We start from the raw sequence: 19,559 nt of genomic DNA on the forward strand, positions 1-19,559 counted from the left end.
AAAGTTGATGCTGCTAATGGCGGTAAAAAAGCCAAAGTGATGTACCACTTTGGCTTTTTACTTATTTTGAGAACCATTTATTTTCAATTTGCGTTAAGCGACCATCTTTTTTAAAGGCTGCTAACGTTTGATCGACTGCTTCTCGTAATTGTTTATCAGACTTTCGGAACCCAACTGCCGTTTGATCAATCGGGAACTCACCAACAGTCACGGTGTAATCCTTCGGATTTGGTTGGTGAGCAACGTAGTAACGGGCATAATCTTCATCAATTAACAGCCCATCAATACGCCCAGCATTCAAATCATTGAACGCTTTGTCAAAGGTATCATACCCAACGACCTGCTGGTTTTTGACGTATTGCTTAAGTACCTTTGGATACTTGTTAAAGCCTTCATCACCACTAGAGGCTGTTTGGTCCCCCAAGACTTTATCCTTCATATCTGAGAAACGATTAATATTATTTTTCTTAAGCGTCACCAGTACTTGGGTCGCCTTGTGGTAAGGCTTAGAAAAGGCTACTTGCTTTTCACGTGCTTTGGTCACCGTATAGCCATTCCAGATCGCATCGATATTGCCAGTATTAAGCTCTGTTTCTTTCATCGACCAGTCAATAGGCTGCCACTTGACTTTAATGCCCATCGTTTTAAAGACTGCCGTCGCCAAATCAACATCAAACCCAACAATATTCCCATCTTTATCACGGAAGCCCATTGGCACAAACGTGTCATCCAGCCCAATCGTAATTTGCTTGGCTTTCTTGATACGCGCCCAGTCGTCCGTTTGGGTGGTTTGTTGTTCATTTTGAGCCGTTCGCTTCGCACCACTGCTTAAACTCATGGCCGCCCAGATGACAACCCCAACAAAGAGTAGTCCGACTAACGTATTAACAATAATTTTCTTCTTCATACTTACCATTAGCGACTGACCTCCGTTGCAAAATCAAACACGCGATCCGATACCATTTCAGCAAAGGGTTGATCGTGCGTAATAATCAACTGCGTCACGCCTTGCGCTTTAAGCGTTTTCACGACTTCCGCAACCTGCTTAGTTGACGCCTCATCTAAACCACTGGTTGGTTCATCGTAAGCCAAAATTTTGGGATCCATTGCCAATGCCCGCGCAATCGCAACCCGCTGTTTTTGCCCACCCGATAATTGGTAAGAATACAAGTCTGCCTTATCAGTCATACCAAGCGTGGCTAACAACGCTGTCGCCTTGGCCTTAGCCGCGTCACGTGACAGCCGGCTCACGTTGATGGGTGCGAGCATAATATTTTCAATCACGGTGTAGTTTGGAAAAAGATTAAAGTCTTGAAAAATCAAACCAACCTTCGCATCCGCACGCGTGCCATCAATGGCTAGCTGTTCGTCGTTGAGGCGCACCTCACCAGCATCGGCCGTTTCCAAACCAGCTAAAATTTTAATCAAGGTTGTTTTACCAATACCTGATGGGCCAACAATACTCAGTACTTCGCCATCTGATACCGATAAATTCAACGCCTTAAAAATCGTGTTTGTGTTATATGTCTTCGTTAATTGTTTAATTTCTAACATCGCTTATCTCCAACTATTCAATCGCGTTTCACTACGTCGTAAGAGGACTGTCACAATGGCCGTCATGAGCAAATAAATGAGACCAACTAACAAATAAGGCACCAACGTCACATCACGGCTAGCGGCAATGTTACCTGCTCGAAGCAAATCACCCAAACCGATAACATAAACTAATGACGTGTCCTTAACCAAATTAATCACTTCATTACCAAATGATGGCACAATAATTTTAATCACTTGTGGCAAGATAATCTTGAAAAATGTTTGGACGCGCGTAAAGCCTAGTACTTTCGCAGCGTCATATTGGCCACGCGGGATTGCTTGCAACCCACCACGGAAAATTTCAGCGAGATAGGCCGCGTAGTTCACGATAAAGGCAATCGCCGCGGCTTCAAAACGGGGAAAAGTAATACCCATCATCCCCAAACCATAATAGACGAAAATCAGTTGCAACAGAAGTGGCGTTCCCCGCATCACCCAGATATAACCATTAATCAACCAGCGAATGGTAAAATAAGGTGACTTCATGCCCAATGCCACAAGAATGCCTAATGGCACTGATCCAATAATGGTAATAAAGAAAACCCCTAACGTCATTTTCAACCCTGACATTAAACTGGGCAAAATTTCTAACAAATAATTCATCTTGCTCTCCTTTGCGCGATATTAACTCACTTTTTAAACGATTAAAAAAAATCCCCTTGCAAAATAACTTGCAAGAGGACGCGTCAGCGTGGTGCCACCTCAGATTCTAATTTTGTTCACACAAAATTACTCTGTCAGTCTTTTAGTTGAATGGTTGCAAAAACGCCCTCTGAATACAGCTGTATTCAGAGGGCGTTTTCCGCGGTGCCACCTCTTATCGCAAAACCATCACTGGTCGTTGCCTCAATAAGTCAAAAGACTGTTTGCGATAACGGGCAAAACCGATATGACCTACTCGATTCAATCATACACTCACAGATGTGTTTCAACTAACACCACTGTTTGCTCACACTACCCGCAAACTCCCTTAAAGTGATGCTAATCTACTCTTCCGCTCAACGTTTTTTAATATAAAACTTAGTATAATCTATTTTTTTATTTTGTCAAGCACTTATCTCAAAAACTGGAATAAGGACCACACTGGATAATAACCTAATGCCGCAATCGTCAGATTCAAGGCTAATGTCGGCAACACTTCATAGAGGAAAAACGACACCAAGCTCACATTGGCAATCCCAATAATAAAGCCAGCCATATAGGTAATGAGCAAATAAGTCACCAGCCCAATCAACAGTAACGTCATCCCACTCAACAAACGCTCATCCAAATAGGCATGTAGTTGTTTCATAGCCCCCACGGCCCCTAAAAAGGCTACCGTGTAAGTCCCAAAGATACCCGTATAATACATATCAAAGAGCACCCCAATAATAATGGTATATAGCCAAATTGGCACTTCATTTTCCGCATCAAATTGAATGGCATAAAACAACCAAATCAACGTTAACACTGGTAACACATGCCATGGGAAAGCGGTAAAAATACCACCCATGGCAGCCATTAAATCACCATCTACAAACAGGAAAAAAATCAATAAGACTGGGAAAACCACCCGCAAACGTGTTAATTGCCAAAAAGCCATTATTGCGCTCCAATCTCTGATACGGCCACCACTACTGTGGTGATATTACCTAAATCAGCCGCTGGTTCAATATAAATTCGCTTTGACAAACCGTAGTCATCCTTGGTGACCTTCGCCACTTTACCAACATACAAACCAGATGGAATCACGCCACCCAAACCAGATGTTTCTACTAGATCACCCGCTTTAATTTCATTATCCGACGTAACTTGTCCCATGATTAATTGGTTCGTTTCGCGGTCAAAGTCTGTCACAATCCCATTGACATCCCCTTTATTGCCTTTAATAGTGATGGCAAAGCGGTTGGCATCTTCTCCAGTATCAGAAATCAGTGCCACTTTGGCATTTGTTGTATTGACTTCGCTAATACGGCCAATAATACCGGAACCAGCCAAAACGGGCATCCCTTTTTTCAAGCCAGATTTGCTCCCCTTGTTAATCACTAATTGTGATTGCCAAGTGGTTGGTGACCGACTAATGGTCACAGCTGTAACGGTTTTGAAATCCGTTAAGGTCGCTTCCAACTTCAACTGTTTTTTCAGCTCGCGATTTTCTTCCTCGACAGTTTGTAAGCGCACTTTATCTTGTGCAAATTCATCAATTTTAGCCTTTAAAGCGCGATTTTCTTCAAATGTACTCAGTAGGTTGCCAATACTATTAGCCGTCCGACCAATTGCTGTTGTCGGTACCGCAATCACGCGACTCACACCACCTGCTAAATCATTGCTAAAACGTTGAATAAATGGCGGTGTATTGGTCTGTTTCGCCCACCAGTTTGATCCGGCAATTAAGCCAACAATGACAATAAAAGCAATAATAATTGTTACAACTGCGCGAGATGAAAAAATTTTACGCATTTTGTTGTCCCCTTGTTTAAAAAATAAAAGCGCAGCGCAAGCGCTACGCTAGTGTACAATATGCCAACAACTGATTACCCTTGTCGCATCACATCAATTGACTTTAACGCTTCACCAGTACCAATGGCCACTGCATCGAGTGGTTCATTCGCAATTAAGACTGGCACTTTTGTTGCTTCTTGAATAATCTTATCAAAATCACGTAAGAAGGCACCGCCACCCGTTAAGACCATCCCATGGTCAATGACATCGGCGGCAATTTCGGGTTGGGTTGATTCTAACGTTTCACGAATAGCAACGACAATTTCTTGAACAGGTTCTTGAATGGCCAACGCCACATCTTCCGCCGTCACATCAATTGTCTTAGGCAAACCTGTCAACAAATCACGCCCACGGACTGATGCATCCGGCAATGTGCGTGCCAATTCAAGTGACGCTGCCCCAATTTCAATCTTCAAACGTTCCGCAGTGGGTTCACCAATAGTGACGTTATACTTATTACGCACAAAATTGGCAATGGCTTCGTCTAACTTGTCGCCAGCAATTCGAATTGAGCGACTTGAGACAATACCACCAAGTGAAATCGTGGCCACATCCGTTGTACCACCACCCATATCCACAACCATTGAACCAGTTGGATCCATGACGGGCAAACCAGCCCCAACAGCAGCGGCAAATGGTTCTTCAATGACATACGCATCACGCGCACCAGCTACACGTGCGGCATCAATCACCGCACGGCGTTCAACAGCCGTCACACCTGCAGGCACCCCAATTGTAACGTAGGGCTTCCCAATACGACCACCCAATGCCTTTTGCAAATAATAACGAATCATGGCAACTGTTGTATCATAATCAGCAATCACACCATCACGCATTGGTCGAATAGCAGCAATACTTGCGGGTGTCCGACCAAGCATATCCTTGGCTTCTGATCCGACTGCAACGACTTCATTCGTCTGTGTGTTACGTGCGACCACCGACGGCTCACGCAAAACAATGCCGCGTCCTTCAATATATACATATGTATTGGCTGTACCAAGATCGATACCAACGTTTCGTTGTCCAAATGAAAATGCCACTATGCTGCCCCTCTTTTGTACCTGTTATTGTGAAAATACGCATGACTTAAATTATGCTTAACTTATAGTATTGTAGCATAAAAAACAATGATGTTGCCGATTAATTTGCGCGGACATATTTAATATGCCCACCTTTACCCGCAATTCCACGAATACGATTTTGGGATGGGAAGTCACGCCAAACTTGTTGAAATGCCGGAAAAGTTTCTGGCGTAATCTCAATTTCATCAATTTTGCCGTCACGTAAATCATTTAATAATGTTTCATAATCCATAATTTCACCTCTAGTCCATTATACAACAAATTTATTTTAGCACTCGTTAAATAAGAGTGCTAAATTTAATTGTCATTTAATCTTGACCTGGTATACTAGAAGTAAGCTATAGAAAGGAAAGTATCGTGCATTTGAGCGGTACACTTAGTAATTATGGCATCACAAGACCCATTTGGATTTGGAAATATTAATTTTGATGATATGATGCGCGCCATGAATGAACAAATGCAGGCCGCACAAAATGGTCAACAAGCCAACTTTGGCACCCAACAAAAAAATAAAAAAGATAAACAAAATAATCGCCCAACACTACTCGACGAATTTGGAATTAATTTAACACAACAAGCCCGTGACGGTAAGTTAGATCCAGTTATCGGTCGTGATAGCGAAATCGCCCGCACCATCGAGATATTAAATCGTCGTACCAAAAATAACCCTGTGCTGATCGGGGAACCAGGTGTTGGTAAAACAGCTGTTGTTGAAGGACTCGCCCAAGCAATTGTGCACAATAAAGTCTCTGAAAAATTGCAATCTAAAGAGATTATCCGACTTGACATGTCTGCGCTCGTGCAAGGCACAGCAATGCGTGGTCAGTTTGAAGCGCGGATGCGACAACTGATGCAAGAAGTCGCCGATAATGACGACGTCATTTTGTTTATTGACGAAGTTCATGAAATCATGGGTGCCGGTAATGCCGAAGGTGGTATGGATGCTGGTAACATCCTAAAGCCCGCTTTGGCACGTGGTGAATTCCAATTGATTGGCGCCACGACTTTAAATGAATACCGTAAAATTGAAAAAGATGGCGCGATTGCCCGTCGGTTCCAACCCGTACAGGTCAACGAACCTTCAATGGCTGCCACCATTAAGATTTTAGAAGGGATTCAGCAACGTTACGAAGATTACCACCATGTTGTCTACACAGATGAAGCAATTGCTGCCGCGGTATCCTTATCGGACCGCTACTTACCAGAACGTTTCTTGCCAGACAAAGCGATTGATTTAATTGATGAAGCTGGTTCACGGAAGAATTTGTCCATGAAAATTGCTGATCCTAAAGCGATTCAGGCCAAAATCGACTCGGCCGACAAGCTCAAACAAGCAGCAATCGATCAAGAAAACTTTGAGAAAGCTAGCTATTGGCGTGATCAAGTCAACCAACTCGAATCGCAAAAAGCACAAGTTGAAGCACACCCAGAAATGTTTAAGCCACAAGCTGTCACTGAACAAGATATCTTAACAATCATCGAAGATAAAACTGATATTCCAGTTGGTGACCTAAAAGATAACGAAGCAAACCAGCTCCGTGAATTGGATGCGCATTTGTCAGCCCATGTCATTGGTCAAGATGCGGCCGTACAAACTGTGGCGAAAGCTATTCGTCGTAATCGTATTGGTTTGACCAAGTCCGGTCGCCCAATTGGGTCATTCCTCTTTGTCGGCCCAACCGGCGTTGGTAAAACTGAATTAGCCAAGCAATTGGCCAAAGAAATGTTTGGCAGCAAAGACGCTTTGATTCGTTTTGATATGTCAGAGTATATGGAAAAGCATGCGGTATCGAAAATGATTGGTGCCCCTGCTGGTTATGTGGGCTATGAAGAAGCTGGTCAACTAACCGAACAAGTCCGTCGTCGGCCTTATTCCCTCGTTCTCATTGACGAAGTGGAAAAGGCACATCCAGATGTGATGAATATGTTCTTACAAATTTTGGATGATGGTCGTTTGACCGATGCCCAAGGGCATGTCGTTAGCTTTAAAGATACAGTAATTATCATGACGTCAAACGCTGGTTCTACAGATACTGGGAACACGCCAATGGGCTTCAACCAAGTTGATGCCCAAAGCAAGTTACTCCAACGTTTGGAAAATTATTTCCGCCCTGAATTCTTAAATCGTTTTGATGATATTGTGGAATTCGATCAATTGACGCAAGACCATCTCTTAACAATTGTTGACTTACTGTTAGCCGATATGAACGCTAATTTGGCAGATAATCAACTCCACGTCACGGTAAGCGACGCTGCAAAGCAACAACTTGCCAAGTTGGGTTACAATCCAACCTTAGGTGCGCGGCCACTACGTCGTGTCATTCAAGATCAAATTGCCGATCAACTGGCTGATTATTATCTATTACATCCTGAAAGTACTAATTTGTACGCTGATTGGGATGCTGAAACAAATCAAATTATTATTTCCGAAGAAGCCTACGTCAAGGCATAAGAAAAGCACGTTCTCGTTTGAGAACGTGCTTTTTTATAGGCTGCCAAGAAAGGTTAATTGTGACGATTTGGCCATCGCCTCCGGATTGGAACCAGGTAGGCCAACCGGTACCGCCACCCCTAATTGGTCATAATAAGCTTGCCAATAGGCCGAAATATCATGGGTCGCATCATGAAAACGTAACGGCTGCGGTTCAAACGGCAATCTATCACCAAAGGCAACTTCAACCAATTCAGAACAATACAGTCCTGCACCATTTGGATAGAAAGTGGCATTATACGGTTGCCCAAGATACGTTTTCGCACGCGCAATGACCGTCGCGACATCATCAACTTGTGGACGATAAACATCCGGCTGACCAAATTCCGCTTGGAATTGCGCCAAATCCTGCATGGCCACCCCATAGCGCGGACTCGCATGGATGACAGTCTGGTCATCCACAGCAATGCGAACATGCACATAAGTACCTGTCGATGCCGCAATGGCTTCATCCATGGGTTCATGTTGATTTTTGATAAACAGTAAATCCCCAGCTTGTAATGCCATGCTTATCCCTCTGCTATTTGTGCTGTTATTGCCAAACAGGACTCATCAAATGTGTTTCTTCTGGCTTTGGTCCAACTGCAAAGCTCAACAGTTCAACTGACAGTAATTCAGAAATACGCTTTAAGTAACGTTGAGCGTTTTCTGGCAATTCATCAAATGATTGCACACCTGTAATATCTTCGTCCCAACCAGGCAATGTTTCGTAATTCACGTCAAGCCCTTCAAACCATGTATCAGATGCTGGGAAATGATGAATTTCTTCACCTTTATACGTGTAAGATGTCGCAATCTTCAATTCTTTCAAACCAGACAAAACGTCAAGTGAATTGATTGCCAACTTTGTCAAACCAGACACTTGAACAGCGTGACGCAAAGCCACGGAATCTAGCCAACCAATACGACGTGGACGCTTTGTGACCACACCGTATTCATGACCAACTTCACGAATATGATCAGCAATATCATCGTGTAATTCTGTGGGGAATGGCCCTTCACCAACACGTGACGTGTAGGCCTTAATCACGCCGACCACATCTTGGATTTGGTTAGGACCAACACCGGCCCCGTTCATCACACCACCAGCAGTTGGGTTTGAACTTGTGACATAAGGATATGTGCCATGATCCACATCAAGCATGATCCCTTGCGCACCTTCAAAGACAACGCGCTTGTTCTTATCCATGAGTTGCCCCAATAGATAAGAAGTATCCGTGACATAAGGTGCCAATTGACGACCATATTCAACATAAGTTGAATAAATCGTATCGTAATCAAGTGCTTCTTCGCCATACAACTTTGTCAATTGCGCATTTTTGAATGGCAAATATTCTTGCAAAAGCTTGGCAAAGACTTCAGGATCAACCAAGTCAGCCATTCGGATGCCGACACGTGAAATTTTATCCGTGTAAGCTGGTCCGATACCCTTCTTTGTCGTTCCGATACGGTTATTTGATGATGATTCTGCTGCTTTATCAAGCGCAATGTGATAAGGCATGATGACATGCGCGCGATTTGAAATACGCAAATTATCAACTGAAATGCCCTTTGATTGCACTTCAGCAATTTCAGCCAACAAAGCTTCCGGATTGACCACCACACCGTTACCAATAACTGCTAGTTGCCCCTCAGTTAAGATACCAGAAGGCAAAGCTGACAATTCAAACTTTGTGTCACCATGCCAGATTGTGTGACCTGCGTTATTGCCGCCTTGATAGCGGACAACAGCATCTGCGTCTTCCGCAAAAAAGTCAACAATCTTTCCCTTACCTTCATCGCCCCATTGCGAACCGACAACAATTACACCAGACATATATTTTTCTCCTAGAACACCAACAGCTGCTTTCAGACGGGATAGGTTTGTCGGAGAAAACCATGTGATTCAAAATCGACAGGGTTTGTTTGCACCTATCCGTGAGTGTCCCTCTGCGGATGTCCATTTTATTTTTTAGTAAAACACGAACATTATGTATTACAACGCCTTTTACTAAACCATTTTACCATACAAACCTTCATAACGATAGTGTTAATTTCACAAAGCAACAGCATCACTATTATCGTACAAGTTTAGTTGTCTTCCAAAGTAATATGGTAGAACCTTGTCGGTGAGTTTCCAACCGATAGTTCAACCAATTGCATAGAAATTCCTGATAATGCTTGCGTGAGGTCATCGAAAAGAATCTCCGTAAAGTTTTCCAACGTTGGATTCACGTTATCAAAGCGTGACGTGTCATTGAGGAACCGACCAGAAAATGTCTGCAGTGAAGCCTCAATAACTTCTTCTATATCATCAATTTTCAGTAATTTTCCAGCAGTAATTGGCCGAATATTTAGGATTAACTCCCAGGTATGGCGATGCTCAGCTTCTATTTCATCCGGCCAACGCACCGCGTGACTCGCATTAATAAATGTACTTAATTTGTAAGTAAAAACCTTATTTCCCATTAATCTACTTTTCCCTTTCGCTTATTTATTTTTAAGTCTGAATAAAATATCTTTTTAATTTCTGCCAACTCATCTTTGAAATGATCAGTTTGCCAACTCGCCTGCTTTGACACAGTATTCAAAATATCGATAAACCGTATTAACGTGTTCAGAGCATTATAATATGGCATCGTAAATGCTACCCACCATTTTCTTCTTAGATAATGACGTTCTTCAGGAAAGTCTTGTAATAACCTTATTGCGCTAGCATAGTTAATTAGCCCATACACAACATATAAAACGTACAGTGTCAATATGGACATCAGAATGACTAGTGGTGAGTAACCAAAATATAGTAGGACTAGCAGACCTACTATCCAAGCTAATCTAGGAAAGATGAAAGTATGATCAATCATTAAACGGCTAATAATAAAATTTGAAAAAAATTGGCGTAAATTTAGCCGATCTTGCATAAACTTTTGAATGACTTCAAGTTCCCCTCTTTGCCAACGTTGTCGTTGTAAATAAAGTTCATCACAGCCAGAAATTGGGTCCACATAAAAAATTGAATTGACAGCAAAACCAATACGCTTGCCAAACCGAAATCTGAGTTGAAAGGTCATTTCAGTATCTTCACTGACTGTTTCAACATTATACATAAACGTCTGTGTCAGCGCGTTTCTTCGAAATGCCGAAAACGCACCAGATAAAGTAAAAAGTTGATTCCAATGATTCTCAATACTTCGTCCCACAAGAAAAGCCTGCGCATATTCAAAATATTCGTTATGCCGTAATAATTTTAACCACTTATTTTTTGTGTTTGCCACTACTTGCTTTTGCGTCAAAACCGTACCAGTTGCTGCATCAATATCAGGATTATTTTCAAAATATAGCACTAAATTTCGTAATGCTTCTGGTTCTAAAAAACCATCTGTATCTAAATTAATGACATATTGTCCCGTACAGTTAAAAATTGCTGCATTAAGTGCTCGTGCCTTCCCTTGATCCGTATTCATCCATTGCATACGTAAATCTGGAAAATCCAATTTTGCTTGTTTATACACGTCAAAACTATTGTCCGTACTTTTATTATTCACATTAATAATCTGGATTAAATGTTTTGGATAATTTGAAGCATTAATCGAATCAATACATTGGTATAGTGTATTGCCCGAATTATGAACAGGCAATACAACCGAAAGCATCGGCCACTTCCTAATCGGCTTAGTCATTGCGACACGTTTTTTTTCTGATCTTCTGATCACCCAAACACCATGTATGGCTGGTATAATTTCAACAACTATAGGTATCAATAACCAAGAAAACCAAAAACCAAGATGATAAAAAAATTGATGTACATAAAATGCCATACGCTACCTTCGCTCTGATAACACGTTATTAACTAATTGCCCCTTGGTAAAGACAAAATAATACCATAAAATGGCAATCGTATAAAACACTAATCGACCGATTATGGCATGCGCAAGATAAAATGAACTATCACCAAAAAAATAAACGGTTATTGCCACAACCGATAAGCGAATCACATTCGCCGCAAATAAACACACTGCCCCAGCAATCGCTAAGATTATCCGCCGTTTAATCGTGTAAACCGGATAGAAAGCAATTAGTCCCCAAAAAGCAGCTGTCTCAATAATGCCAGAACATTCATAATCGACAACCATGATATGTGTCTGTTGGTGTGAAATGACCTGAATCACATGTGCCATACCAAAGGTTTCAAATAGCCCCGTTAACGATCCGACAAGACCCACAGCCCCTGTCACGATCGTCGAAAATAACCAAACACCATAAGGTTTACTCCACAACAGCAACAAAACAAACAAACCTGCGCTACCCACTAAGAAATAAAACGTATCAGTTTTTGCACGCTTTAATACTGAAAGCACATAGATCCAAATGAGGGATATAACAATTAAAACGGAATACTTAAGCATACGCATCACCATGATTAAAGTTTGTCTTTAATTGATAACGGTCACGATTATAGTAATAATACCCAACAAACGCTAACATCAAGCCTATACCGGTTACCAACCAAGCACCTGTTGGTGCGCCCGCATATCTTATGGTTTCTTCACCCTCAAACAAGCCAGGATTAATTAAAGTAATGGTTGCATTTTGTGCTATATCGTGGTTTAAAACTTTCTGAATAGCGTTGATATCAATTGTAAATTGCCACCTGACATCACGATCACTTTTGAACATGATGCGACCTGCCCCAATTTTGTCTTTACCACTCAAGACATGAAAATTACCACTTTGTCCCAAGTCGCCCAACGTAAAGTTAATCATTTCGCCATCAACGATCAATGAATAACCCTGTCGGTAATCGTACCCAGACCACTTGTTCGATGCGCCCTGTTTCTCATCGCCGATTGATCCTACAGCCAAATCGACATAAATACTATTTTTATCCGCAAATATGCCAACGTTGATCTGTGTGTGATTCGCTCGCCAAGGAGATGTCAACACAATGTTATGTGGCGTCATTATAATTTTTTCGAACTCCGAATTATCGCTCGCAGAAACACGCATTGGCATCAAAAAATGTAAGATAGCCACAATGCATATCGCACTACAATTTGTCATTAAAGATACTCGCTGCATTTGTCTTCTCATTTAACATTTGTTGAATTAAATCGCCCAAATGGACGACCTTATCAGATGATAAGCACTTTAACAATTAGTAGTTTACATGCTATTACAATAACTATCATTATATTTTTTTAACTGTAACAAAATTGTTGAAATACCCATACCTATAAACATTCAATCACATTTTATTAAAAAATAATGGCAGGATTTCACACCAAAAAAAACAGGCCTTTGCCTGTTTTTTTGTAACAATGGTATGCTGTTATACAACCTAACTGTTGCTAATCGTTTAGCTCTCGCAGTGCCACACTATAATAACGTGTTGGCGACTCCCCCACCGATAAATCGTGCAATTGACACGCAATTTCGGTTAGTGCGTCGGCTAATAGGTCAAATAATTGCTCCGCAAAATTTTCCAGTGTTGGGACAATCTGATCAAACGGTTGCACGTTATTGAGCAACTGACCATGAAACGGTGCAATACTGTCAGCAATAACGGCCTCAATGTCTTCAAATTTCAAGGCAAATTGCTCAACTGTTGGTCGTATTTCTAAGATTAATTCCCAAGTATGAGGGTGCTCGGCCCCTAGAACGCCCTGCCAACGCACAGCATGACTGGCGTTAATGAAAGTCCGTAGTTTGTAAGTATAGCTTTTTTGTCGCATCGGCCTATTTTTTCTCTTTCTTTGTTAACCGAAAATCTGACCGAATAATGGCCCTAATTTCTGCCATTTCGGTGCTGAACTTTTTTGTTTGCCAATTCGCACGCGTTGTCGTCGCATTAATGATACCAACTAACCGAATCACCGTATTGAGTCCATTATACAGCGGCAACGTCAACAGCATGGGCCATTGTTTCAGATAATAGCGCCGTTCGGTCTCAAATTTTGTCAGTAACTGTAACGCACTCCAGTAGTTCAAGAAACCAAACACCACATAGAGCAAATACATCATCATCAGGGACAGGCCGACTACTACGGGGGAATAACCCAAGTAAACCAACATGCCTAACCCAATCATCCAAATCAAACGGGGGAAGACAAACGTGTGGTCAACCATCAATCGACCAATCATAAAATGACTAAAAAATTGATAAAGATTAAGTTTTTGTTGTAGAAAATTTTGAGCCACTTCAATTTGACCACGTTGCCATCTTTGTCGTTGTAAATAGAGCGCTTCAAGCCCAGAAATTGGTTCAACATAAAAAATAGCATCCACCACAAACCCAATGCGTTTACCCAAGCGATAACGCAACTGAAAAGTCATATCCGTGTCTTCACCAATCGTATCGACATTATACATATACGTTTGCACCAGTACTTCGCGACGAAAGGCCGAAAAGGCCCCTGACATCGTAAAAAGCCGGTCATTTTGATTCTCAATACTACGTCCTGACAAAAACGCTTGGGCATATTCAACATATTCGTTACGTTGCAATAATTTTAGGCACTTGTTTTGGGTCCCTTCAATGGCCGATTTCTGAGTCAGAATTGTCCCCGTGGCAGCATCCACCTGTTTGTTATTTTCAAAATAAAGTACCATGTTAGATAACGCTGATGGTTCTAACCAGCCGTCGGTATCTAAATTCATAATATAGCTACCCATGCTATTATAAATCGCCGCATTCAACGCTCTGGCTTTACCAGCATCGGTATTCATCCTTTGCAGCCGTAGTTCTGGAAAATCAGCCTGAGCTTGATGGAAGACTTGAAAGCTATTATCCGTACTATGATTATTGGCCACAATAATTTGAATCAACGCTTTCGGATAAGACGATACGGCAATTGAAGCAATACAGTTATAAAGCGTTTCGCCGGAATTATAGACTGGCAACACAATTGAAATCATCGGCAGTTTTAAAGGCACTTGATACGCCTGACTTGATTTAATGGTACGTTGGAGCCGAAAAGCATGCTGGCTAGCAGGCAGGATTTCAACGACAATCGGAATCAATAGCCAAGTAAACCAGAAACCAATTTGATAGATAAATTGATGTATATAAAGTGCCATAGCCTATCCTAACTTTTTGAACAGGCGATTAACGAGCTGCCCCTTCGTAAAGACAAGGTAGTAAAGTATAATCGCCAAGCTATAAAATAATAGACACCCTAAAATCGCATGCGCCAAATAAAAAACACCATCGCCAAAAAAATGAATCATAATGGCCACTAGCGACAGACGGACAATATTGGCCACAAATAACCAGATGAGGCCCAATACCGCCAATATAACACGGTGCTGCCGTGAATAAATTGGATAAAAAGCAATCAAACCCAGAAAAGCCGCCGATTCAATCAGACCTGAGAATTCATAATCAATCATAAAAAGAATCAGATGATGATGGTTAACAACTTGAATCACATGGGCTAAATAAAATGTCGTAAAAAATCCAGTAATCTGGCCAACAAGCCCCACTGCCCAAGTCATTGCGGTTGCAAAAAGCCATATCCCATAAGGTTTACTCATCAATAATAGCCCAATAAAAAGGCCAGTACTTCCCGCCAAAAAATAAAACGCGCCGTTTTTGGCACGTTTTAACACTGTTAAACAATACAGCCAAAAAACAATCCCAACAAATAGCAACATATATTTAAGCATGTTGCATCACCATGTTAATTGGCTTACGATTTTTCGTATGACGCTGCTGCCAGAATAACCCCATCAACGCAAAAGTAATCCCAATCCCAACCAAGACCCAAGGACCAGTTGGTGCACCGGCATAGTTAATTGAAACCGACCCGCGCCAGGTGGACGGATTACTAATTGATATGGTCGTGTTTTCAGGAATAGCCGTAATCCCTAGCGCCTTAATGGGGATGACTGCTTCAAATATATTATCAGTGCGACCATCTTTGACAACATGTGTTGCGACAGCTTTCCCAACAACTTGTGGTGTGTAATGATTGTCAGCATTATACACCCAGTATTTCAAATCAATTGTGGCACTACTATTAGTTGGCGTGGCTTCAAGTTGATTGATTTTTTGATTCATAAACCCTCTGCCTGCACCAACAACATACGACTGTCCCCCGACTTGGATAATAAAATCAGTATCGAGGTACGTTTTGTTGTCTTGACCCTGGTTATTATGCTCAAAGTCTGGTGCCGAATCCATATAAAAATAAATGTTATTTTGATCCGCCCAGATGCCAACATTCCGTTGGGCATCACTGTTGGCTTGTACTTTTTGGTATTGCCCGTTCCAGTCATTATAGTTACCGTCAATGACAATGCCATTTGCATTGGCACTGGCGTTTGATGCGGTAAAGCTCAACATGATGGAAAATGTGAAAAAACCAATGATGGCCACTTTTCGCATTATATGCATTTGATTTCTCCAATTTTGCTGTATTTACTATTTTATGAATAACTAAGATAATAATAGGTTACCTCATAATGGGTTATGCTGTATAGCAAATTTTAACTTAATACGCGCAAAAAAGCACAGGCCGTATGTGGTGTACCCCGAAAGTTAAAGCAACTTTCGGGGTTTTATTTATGACTAAAATTTCAAAACAAATTAAACTTCAGGCAATTCAAGATTATCTGTCTGGAAAATATTCCATACGTGGCATTACTGCTCGATATGGTATTGCTAACAGTGTCTTTCGCATGCTTATTGCCGCATACAAAAGTTTTGGATCAGATATATTATTTAATCCACCAGCAATCACACCTGAATTTAGGATTAAAGTGGCATCATGGGCCATTCAAAATAACGCTTCTCATAGTCAAGTGGCTGCTAAGTTCGGCTATACAGGCATTGCCCAAATTGTTTCGTGGAAGAAGATCTATTCACAACTAGGGCCAAATGGGTTATTATCTATTCAAAAAGGACGATCACCTAGAATGGCTAATAAGAAACCTAAGCAAGTAAAACAGCTCACAGAAACTGAAAAACACATTGCCCAACTAGAAGACGAAAACCTACGACTAAAGATTGAAAATGAAGCGTTAAAATTATTAGCCTCGATTCAGCAACGAACCGACAACTCGCAGAAGTAGCTTGCCGGCTCGAGGCGCAATTTAAATTGGTGGCTATCCTAAAGGTTCTGCCAATCGCAGAAAGTACAGTGCATTACTGGAAACGACAGTTTAAAAATGATGACCCTGATGCACCCCTTCGTGCGGCTATTAGGACAATCTGGGAAGCTGATAATCACTACGGTGTGCGAAGAGTGTATTTAAAGTTACGTCAACAACCAGCGTTTAAAGCGGTAAATCACAAGAAAGTACAACGGCTAATGCATGAAATGGGGCTAAAGGGTGTTGGCTACAATAAGCAATCACGTCAGTATGATTCATCCAAAGGACCTGAAGGAAAACGTGTGAAGAACAAGCTTCACCGTCGTTTCAAGACTAATCGGCCATTACAAAAATTAGCTAGCGATGTTACTGAATTTAAGATTTCAGCGACTGGTGAAAAGGTCTATTTAGAACCGATTCTTGATATGTATAACAATGAGATTCTTACCTATGCCATTAGCACGCGTCCAGATCTCGCCTTTACCTTACAACCGCTTAATCAGCTCGTAGCGCAATTGCCAAAACTTTCGTATCGTACAACAATTCACACTGATCAAGGCTGGCAATATCGCCATAGAACATGGCGTAAAACACTAAAGAAAAACCGCATTATCCAAAGCATGTCGCGTCGTGCGACTGCTCTAGACAATGCGGTTATGGAAAGCTTCTTTAATAAGCTTAAAGTTGAAATCGGGCCACTAAACAAGTATTCATCAGCTAAAGCGTTGATAGATGCCGTCAATAATTGGATACTATATTACAACAACACACGCATCCAAACAAAATTAAACGGCCACTCACCGGTAGAATACCGACAACTGGCCGCTTGATTAGCTAAAATATTTTACTTTAACTTTTTGGGTACACCACAGTAGCCTGTGCTTTTTAAAGTTGTGCTAAGATGTCCCGCATCCCGGCATTGTCTGCTGGCGTACCCAGGGCAATTCGCAGCCAAGTATCGCTTAAGCGATCATTGACTTGATAGCCGTGGGATAGCAACTGTTCACCGACACGTTTGCTATCACCGACTTGAAGCCAAATAAAATTCGTTTGTGACGCGTAAAATTTAAAGCCGTGTTCATGCAAGAAATCTTGGAATATCGTACGTTCATGTTGAACCTTTTTAACGATTTCTTGCAAATAGGTTTGGTCGTCTAGGGCCGCCGCCCCACCCACAATTTGATACGTATTAAGATTGTAAGGCAGCCTTACTGCTTGCATGACGGGATAAAGTGGTGCGGTCATGATGCCATAGCCTACGCGCAAGTTGGCGACACCATAAGCCTTTGATAACGTTCGGAGGACCACCAAATTTGGATAGTTGCCAACATCACCAGCCAACGTCGCGTCCGGCGCATCAACAAAATCATAATATGCTTCATCGACCACCAAAACGACTGATTCTGGCAACTGGGCCAAAAAGGCCAAAATATCGGCACGGGTTTCAAACACACCGGTTGGGTTGTTCGGATTAGCCAACCAGACCATTTCGGTGCGTTCATCCACTGCCGCCAACATCCCTGCAAAATCAACATGCCCTGTTGCATCATCAACTGGGACTTGCTTAGTCGTTGCTTGCTCGATTTGTGCATGAAGCGCATATTCTCCAAAAGTTGGGGATGGAACCACCATATTCCCGCCAGGGGTTAACACGGTGCGCGTTAATAATTGAATCAGTTCATCAGCGCCAACGCCAAAGACTAAATTTTCAGGATCAACCTGTTCTAAGGCCGCGACTTTGTCACGTAAAAGTGTTGCCTGCCCGTCAGGATAAAAGCCTAGCACATCATCTGGAATAGCACGGATAGCCTTACCAACTTTTGGTGATGGGCCATAAGGCGATTCATTGGCCGATAAGCGCGCCAAATGGTCCAGCTGATACTTTTCTTTCACGACATCAGCTGGCAATTCTGCCTGATAAGCTGTTAAGTTTTTGATTGTTTCTTTCAATATCCTGGCCTCTTTCTCATCTAAAACTAATTAATTTTATTTATCATACCATTTTGACAATAAAAAAACACGCCATAGCGTGTTAAATTTTTTCAAGAATTGTTTTTAAAACACCGTCGTGATTATTGTCCGCGACACTTAACGCAAAGCCACGATTCAAGATTTCTGGATCAGAATTTGTCATGGCCACTGGATGGCCAACATATTCTAACATTTCCAAATCATTGAGACCGTCACCAAAAGCCATGATATCAGCGGGGGCGATATGTAACTTATCGGCCATAAATGACAACGCTGTTGCCTTGTTCACTTCTGGATTGACAATATCAATGGCGCCATAGCCAGAAGTCGTCACATGGACTTTGCTGCCCAAAACAGTCTTCACATCCTGCATAAATTCATTTGCTGCATGTGGCAAAACCAATGAAATCTTTAAAATTGGTTCATTAATGTCGCTCACATCATCAATGATTTGCAAATTTTCAAAATAAGCGTGTGCTAACTTGAGATACTTCTCATTTGGTCGCTTGATAATCATAAAGGACTTATCAGCTGCGACAAAAGCCACACCAAGTTCTAATTGATCAGTATATTTGTCAGTCAATTGCGCCACGGTTGCTAATGCTGAATGTGGCACATCCCATACGTGGGCCAACTCACCATTGATGATGACTTCTGCACCATTGTTTGCAATTAATTGATATTGTCCTGCAAAGTGCTTAAAGTAATCATGCACTTTTTGGACATGATTACCTGTTGCCACAACAAATTGAATATCTTGGGCATGTAACTTATCAAGCACTTCTCGGAACAATGCTTCATTAAACGTTTTATCATCTCTTAGAAACGTTGCATCAAGATCTGATGCAATTAATTTGACTGACATA

General features: G+C 41.7%; 22 protein-coding genes and 1 other annotated feature. Of the genes, 3 read left to right on the plus strand and 19 right to left on the minus strand.

Annotated elements, in window-relative coordinates; genetic code table 11:
• Window positions 1-61: 61 nt before the first annotated feature.
• The 7 genes from A9176_RS00270 to A9176_RS08785 form a co-directional block, all read right to left on the minus strand.
• A complete protein-coding gene (locus A9176_RS00270) occupies window positions 62-916 on the minus strand; it encodes an amino acid ABC transporter substrate-binding protein (RefSeq protein WP_029509625.1) in 855 nt (284 codons plus the stop codon).
• Window positions 916-1,554, minus strand: a complete 639-nt coding sequence (locus A9176_RS00275; RefSeq protein WP_077281820.1) for an amino acid ABC transporter ATP-binding protein — start codon at window positions 1,552-1,554, stop codon at window positions 916-918. The genes A9176_RS00270 and A9176_RS00275 overlap by 1 nt, the downstream gene beginning before the upstream one ends.
• A gap of 3 nt (window positions 1,555-1,557) precedes the next feature.
• The gene (locus tag A9176_RS00280) at window positions 1,558-2,199 is read right to left on the minus strand and encodes an amino acid ABC transporter permease (RefSeq protein ID WP_010002958.1); all 642 of its coding nucleotides are present in this window, start codon (window positions 2,197-2,199) and stop codon (window positions 1,558-1,560) included.
• Between the two features lie 71 nt (window positions 2,200-2,270).
• Window positions 2,271-2,607, minus strand: a binding site (T-box leader).
• A gap of 43 nt (window positions 2,608-2,650) precedes the next feature.
• Complete coding sequence (mreD, locus tag A9176_RS00285) at window positions 2,651-3,178, minus strand: rod shape-determining protein MreD (RefSeq protein ID WP_077281821.1); 528 nt, start codon at window positions 3,176-3,178, stop codon at window positions 2,651-2,653.
• Complete coding sequence (gene mreC, locus A9176_RS00290) at window positions 3,178-4,035, minus strand: rod shape-determining protein MreC (protein ID WP_077281822.1); 858 nt, start codon at window positions 4,033-4,035, stop codon at window positions 3,178-3,180. The genes mreD and mreC overlap by 1 nt, the downstream gene beginning before the upstream one ends.
• A 74-nt stretch (window positions 4,036-4,109) precedes the next feature.
• Window positions 4,110-5,117, minus strand: a complete 1,008-nt coding sequence (locus A9176_RS00295; protein ID WP_010002870.1) for a rod shape-determining protein — start codon at window positions 5,115-5,117, stop codon at window positions 4,110-4,112.
• A 100-nt stretch (window positions 5,118-5,217) separates the two neighbouring features.
• A complete protein-coding gene (locus A9176_RS08785; protein WP_167604548.1) occupies window positions 5,218-5,391 on the minus strand; it encodes a hypothetical protein in 174 nt (57 codons plus the stop codon).
• Between the two features lie 153 nt (window positions 5,392-5,544).
• Here A9176_RS08785 and A9176_RS00300 point away from each other — a divergent pair, with 153 nt between their 5' ends.
• Window positions 5,545-7,611 (plus strand): ATP-dependent Clp protease ATP-binding subunit, encoded by a 2,067-nt coding sequence (locus A9176_RS00300; protein WP_077281823.1) that lies wholly within the window; start codon window positions 5,545-5,547, stop codon window positions 7,609-7,611.
• A 33-nt stretch (window positions 7,612-7,644) separates the two neighbouring features.
• On the opposite strand, the gene A9176_RS00305 is transcribed toward A9176_RS00300, so the two are convergent.
• From A9176_RS00305 to A9176_RS00350, 10 genes are all read right to left on the minus strand, one after another.
• Window positions 7,645-8,157 carry a YiiX/YebB-like N1pC/P60 family cysteine hydrolase gene (locus A9176_RS00305; RefSeq protein WP_077281824.1) on the minus strand — a complete coding sequence of 171 codons (513 nt, stop codon included), beginning with the start codon at window positions 8,155-8,157 and terminating at the stop codon, window positions 7,645-7,647.
• Between the two features lie 25 nt (window positions 8,158-8,182).
• The gene (locus A9176_RS00310; RefSeq protein ID WP_077281825.1) at window positions 8,183-9,466 is read right to left on the minus strand and encodes an adenylosuccinate synthase; all 1,284 of its coding nucleotides are present in this window, start codon (window positions 9,464-9,466) and stop codon (window positions 8,183-8,185) included.
• A 254-nt stretch (window positions 9,467-9,720) separates the two neighbouring features.
• A complete protein-coding gene (locus tag A9176_RS00315; protein WP_077281826.1) occupies window positions 9,721-10,098 on the minus strand; it encodes a 6-carboxytetrahydropterin synthase in 378 nt (125 codons plus the stop codon).
• Window positions 10,098-11,447 (minus strand): TIGR03111 family XrtG-associated glycosyltransferase, encoded by a 1,350-nt coding sequence (locus A9176_RS00320; RefSeq protein WP_077281827.1) that lies wholly within the window; start codon window positions 11,445-11,447, stop codon window positions 10,098-10,100. Before A9176_RS00320 ends, A9176_RS00315 begins: the two co-directional genes overlap by 1 nt.
• A 3-nt stretch (window positions 11,448-11,450) precedes the next feature.
• Window positions 11,451-12,047: an exosortase family protein XrtG gene (xrtG, locus tag A9176_RS00325; protein ID WP_347512239.1), complete on the minus strand. Its 597-nt coding sequence runs from the start codon at window positions 12,045-12,047 to the stop codon at window positions 11,451-11,453.
• Window positions 12,028-12,591: a hypothetical protein gene (locus tag A9176_RS00330; RefSeq protein WP_029510155.1), complete on the minus strand. Its 564-nt coding sequence runs from the start codon at window positions 12,589-12,591 to the stop codon at window positions 12,028-12,030. The genes xrtG (A9176_RS00325) and A9176_RS00330 overlap by 20 nt, the downstream gene beginning before the upstream one ends.
• Window positions 12,592-12,977: 386 nt before the next feature.
• Entirely contained in the window at window positions 12,978-13,361 is a 384-nt protein-coding gene (locus A9176_RS00335) for a 6-carboxytetrahydropterin synthase (RefSeq protein ID WP_077281828.1), read from the minus strand.
• 4 nt (window positions 13,362-13,365) lie between these two features.
• Window positions 13,366-14,706, minus strand: a complete 1,341-nt coding sequence (locus tag A9176_RS00340) for a TIGR03111 family XrtG-associated glycosyltransferase (protein ID WP_077281829.1) — start codon at window positions 14,704-14,706, stop codon at window positions 13,366-13,368.
• A 3-nt stretch (window positions 14,707-14,709) separates the two neighbouring features.
• Entirely contained in the window at window positions 14,710-15,294 is a 585-nt protein-coding gene (gene xrtG / locus A9176_RS00345; RefSeq protein WP_077281830.1) for an exosortase family protein XrtG, read from the minus strand.
• Window positions 15,287-16,024: a Firmicu-CTERM sorting domain-containing protein gene (locus A9176_RS00350; RefSeq protein ID WP_068851993.1), complete on the minus strand. Its 738-nt coding sequence runs from the start codon at window positions 16,022-16,024 to the stop codon at window positions 15,287-15,289. The genes xrtG (A9176_RS00345) and A9176_RS00350 overlap by 8 nt, the downstream gene beginning before the upstream one ends.
• 170 nt (window positions 16,025-16,194) lie before the next feature.
• On the opposite strand from A9176_RS00350, the gene A9176_RS00355 reads away from it, so the two are divergent.
• Together A9176_RS00355 and A9176_RS00360 are read left to right on the plus strand one after the other, a co-directional pair.
• Window positions 16,195-16,701 carry a transposase gene (locus A9176_RS00355; protein ID WP_077281831.1) on the plus strand — a complete coding sequence of 169 codons (507 nt, stop codon included), beginning with the start codon at window positions 16,195-16,197 and terminating at the stop codon, window positions 16,699-16,701.
• 29 nt (window positions 16,702-16,730) lie between these two features.
• Entirely contained in the window at window positions 16,731-17,552 is an 822-nt protein-coding gene (locus A9176_RS00360; protein ID WP_242943223.1) for an IS3 family transposase, read from the plus strand.
• A gap of 55 nt (window positions 17,553-17,607) precedes the next feature.
• On the opposite strand, the gene hisC is transcribed toward A9176_RS00360, so the two are convergent.
• Both hisC and A9176_RS00370 read right to left on the minus strand, forming a co-directional pair.
• A complete protein-coding gene (hisC, locus tag A9176_RS00365; protein ID WP_077281832.1) occupies window positions 17,608-18,672 on the minus strand; it encodes a histidinol-phosphate transaminase in 1,065 nt (354 codons plus the stop codon).
• An 82-nt stretch (window positions 18,673-18,754) separates the two neighbouring features.
• A complete protein-coding gene (locus A9176_RS00370) occupies window positions 18,755-19,558 on the minus strand; it encodes a Cof-type HAD-IIB family hydrolase (RefSeq protein ID WP_077281833.1) in 804 nt (267 codons plus the stop codon).
• Window position 19,559 lies beyond the last annotated feature (1 nt).

This window comes from Leuconostoc garlicum (assembly GCF_001998805.1).
Classification (GTDB): domain Bacteria; phylum Bacillota; class Bacilli; order Lactobacillales; family Lactobacillaceae; genus Leuconostoc; species Leuconostoc lactis.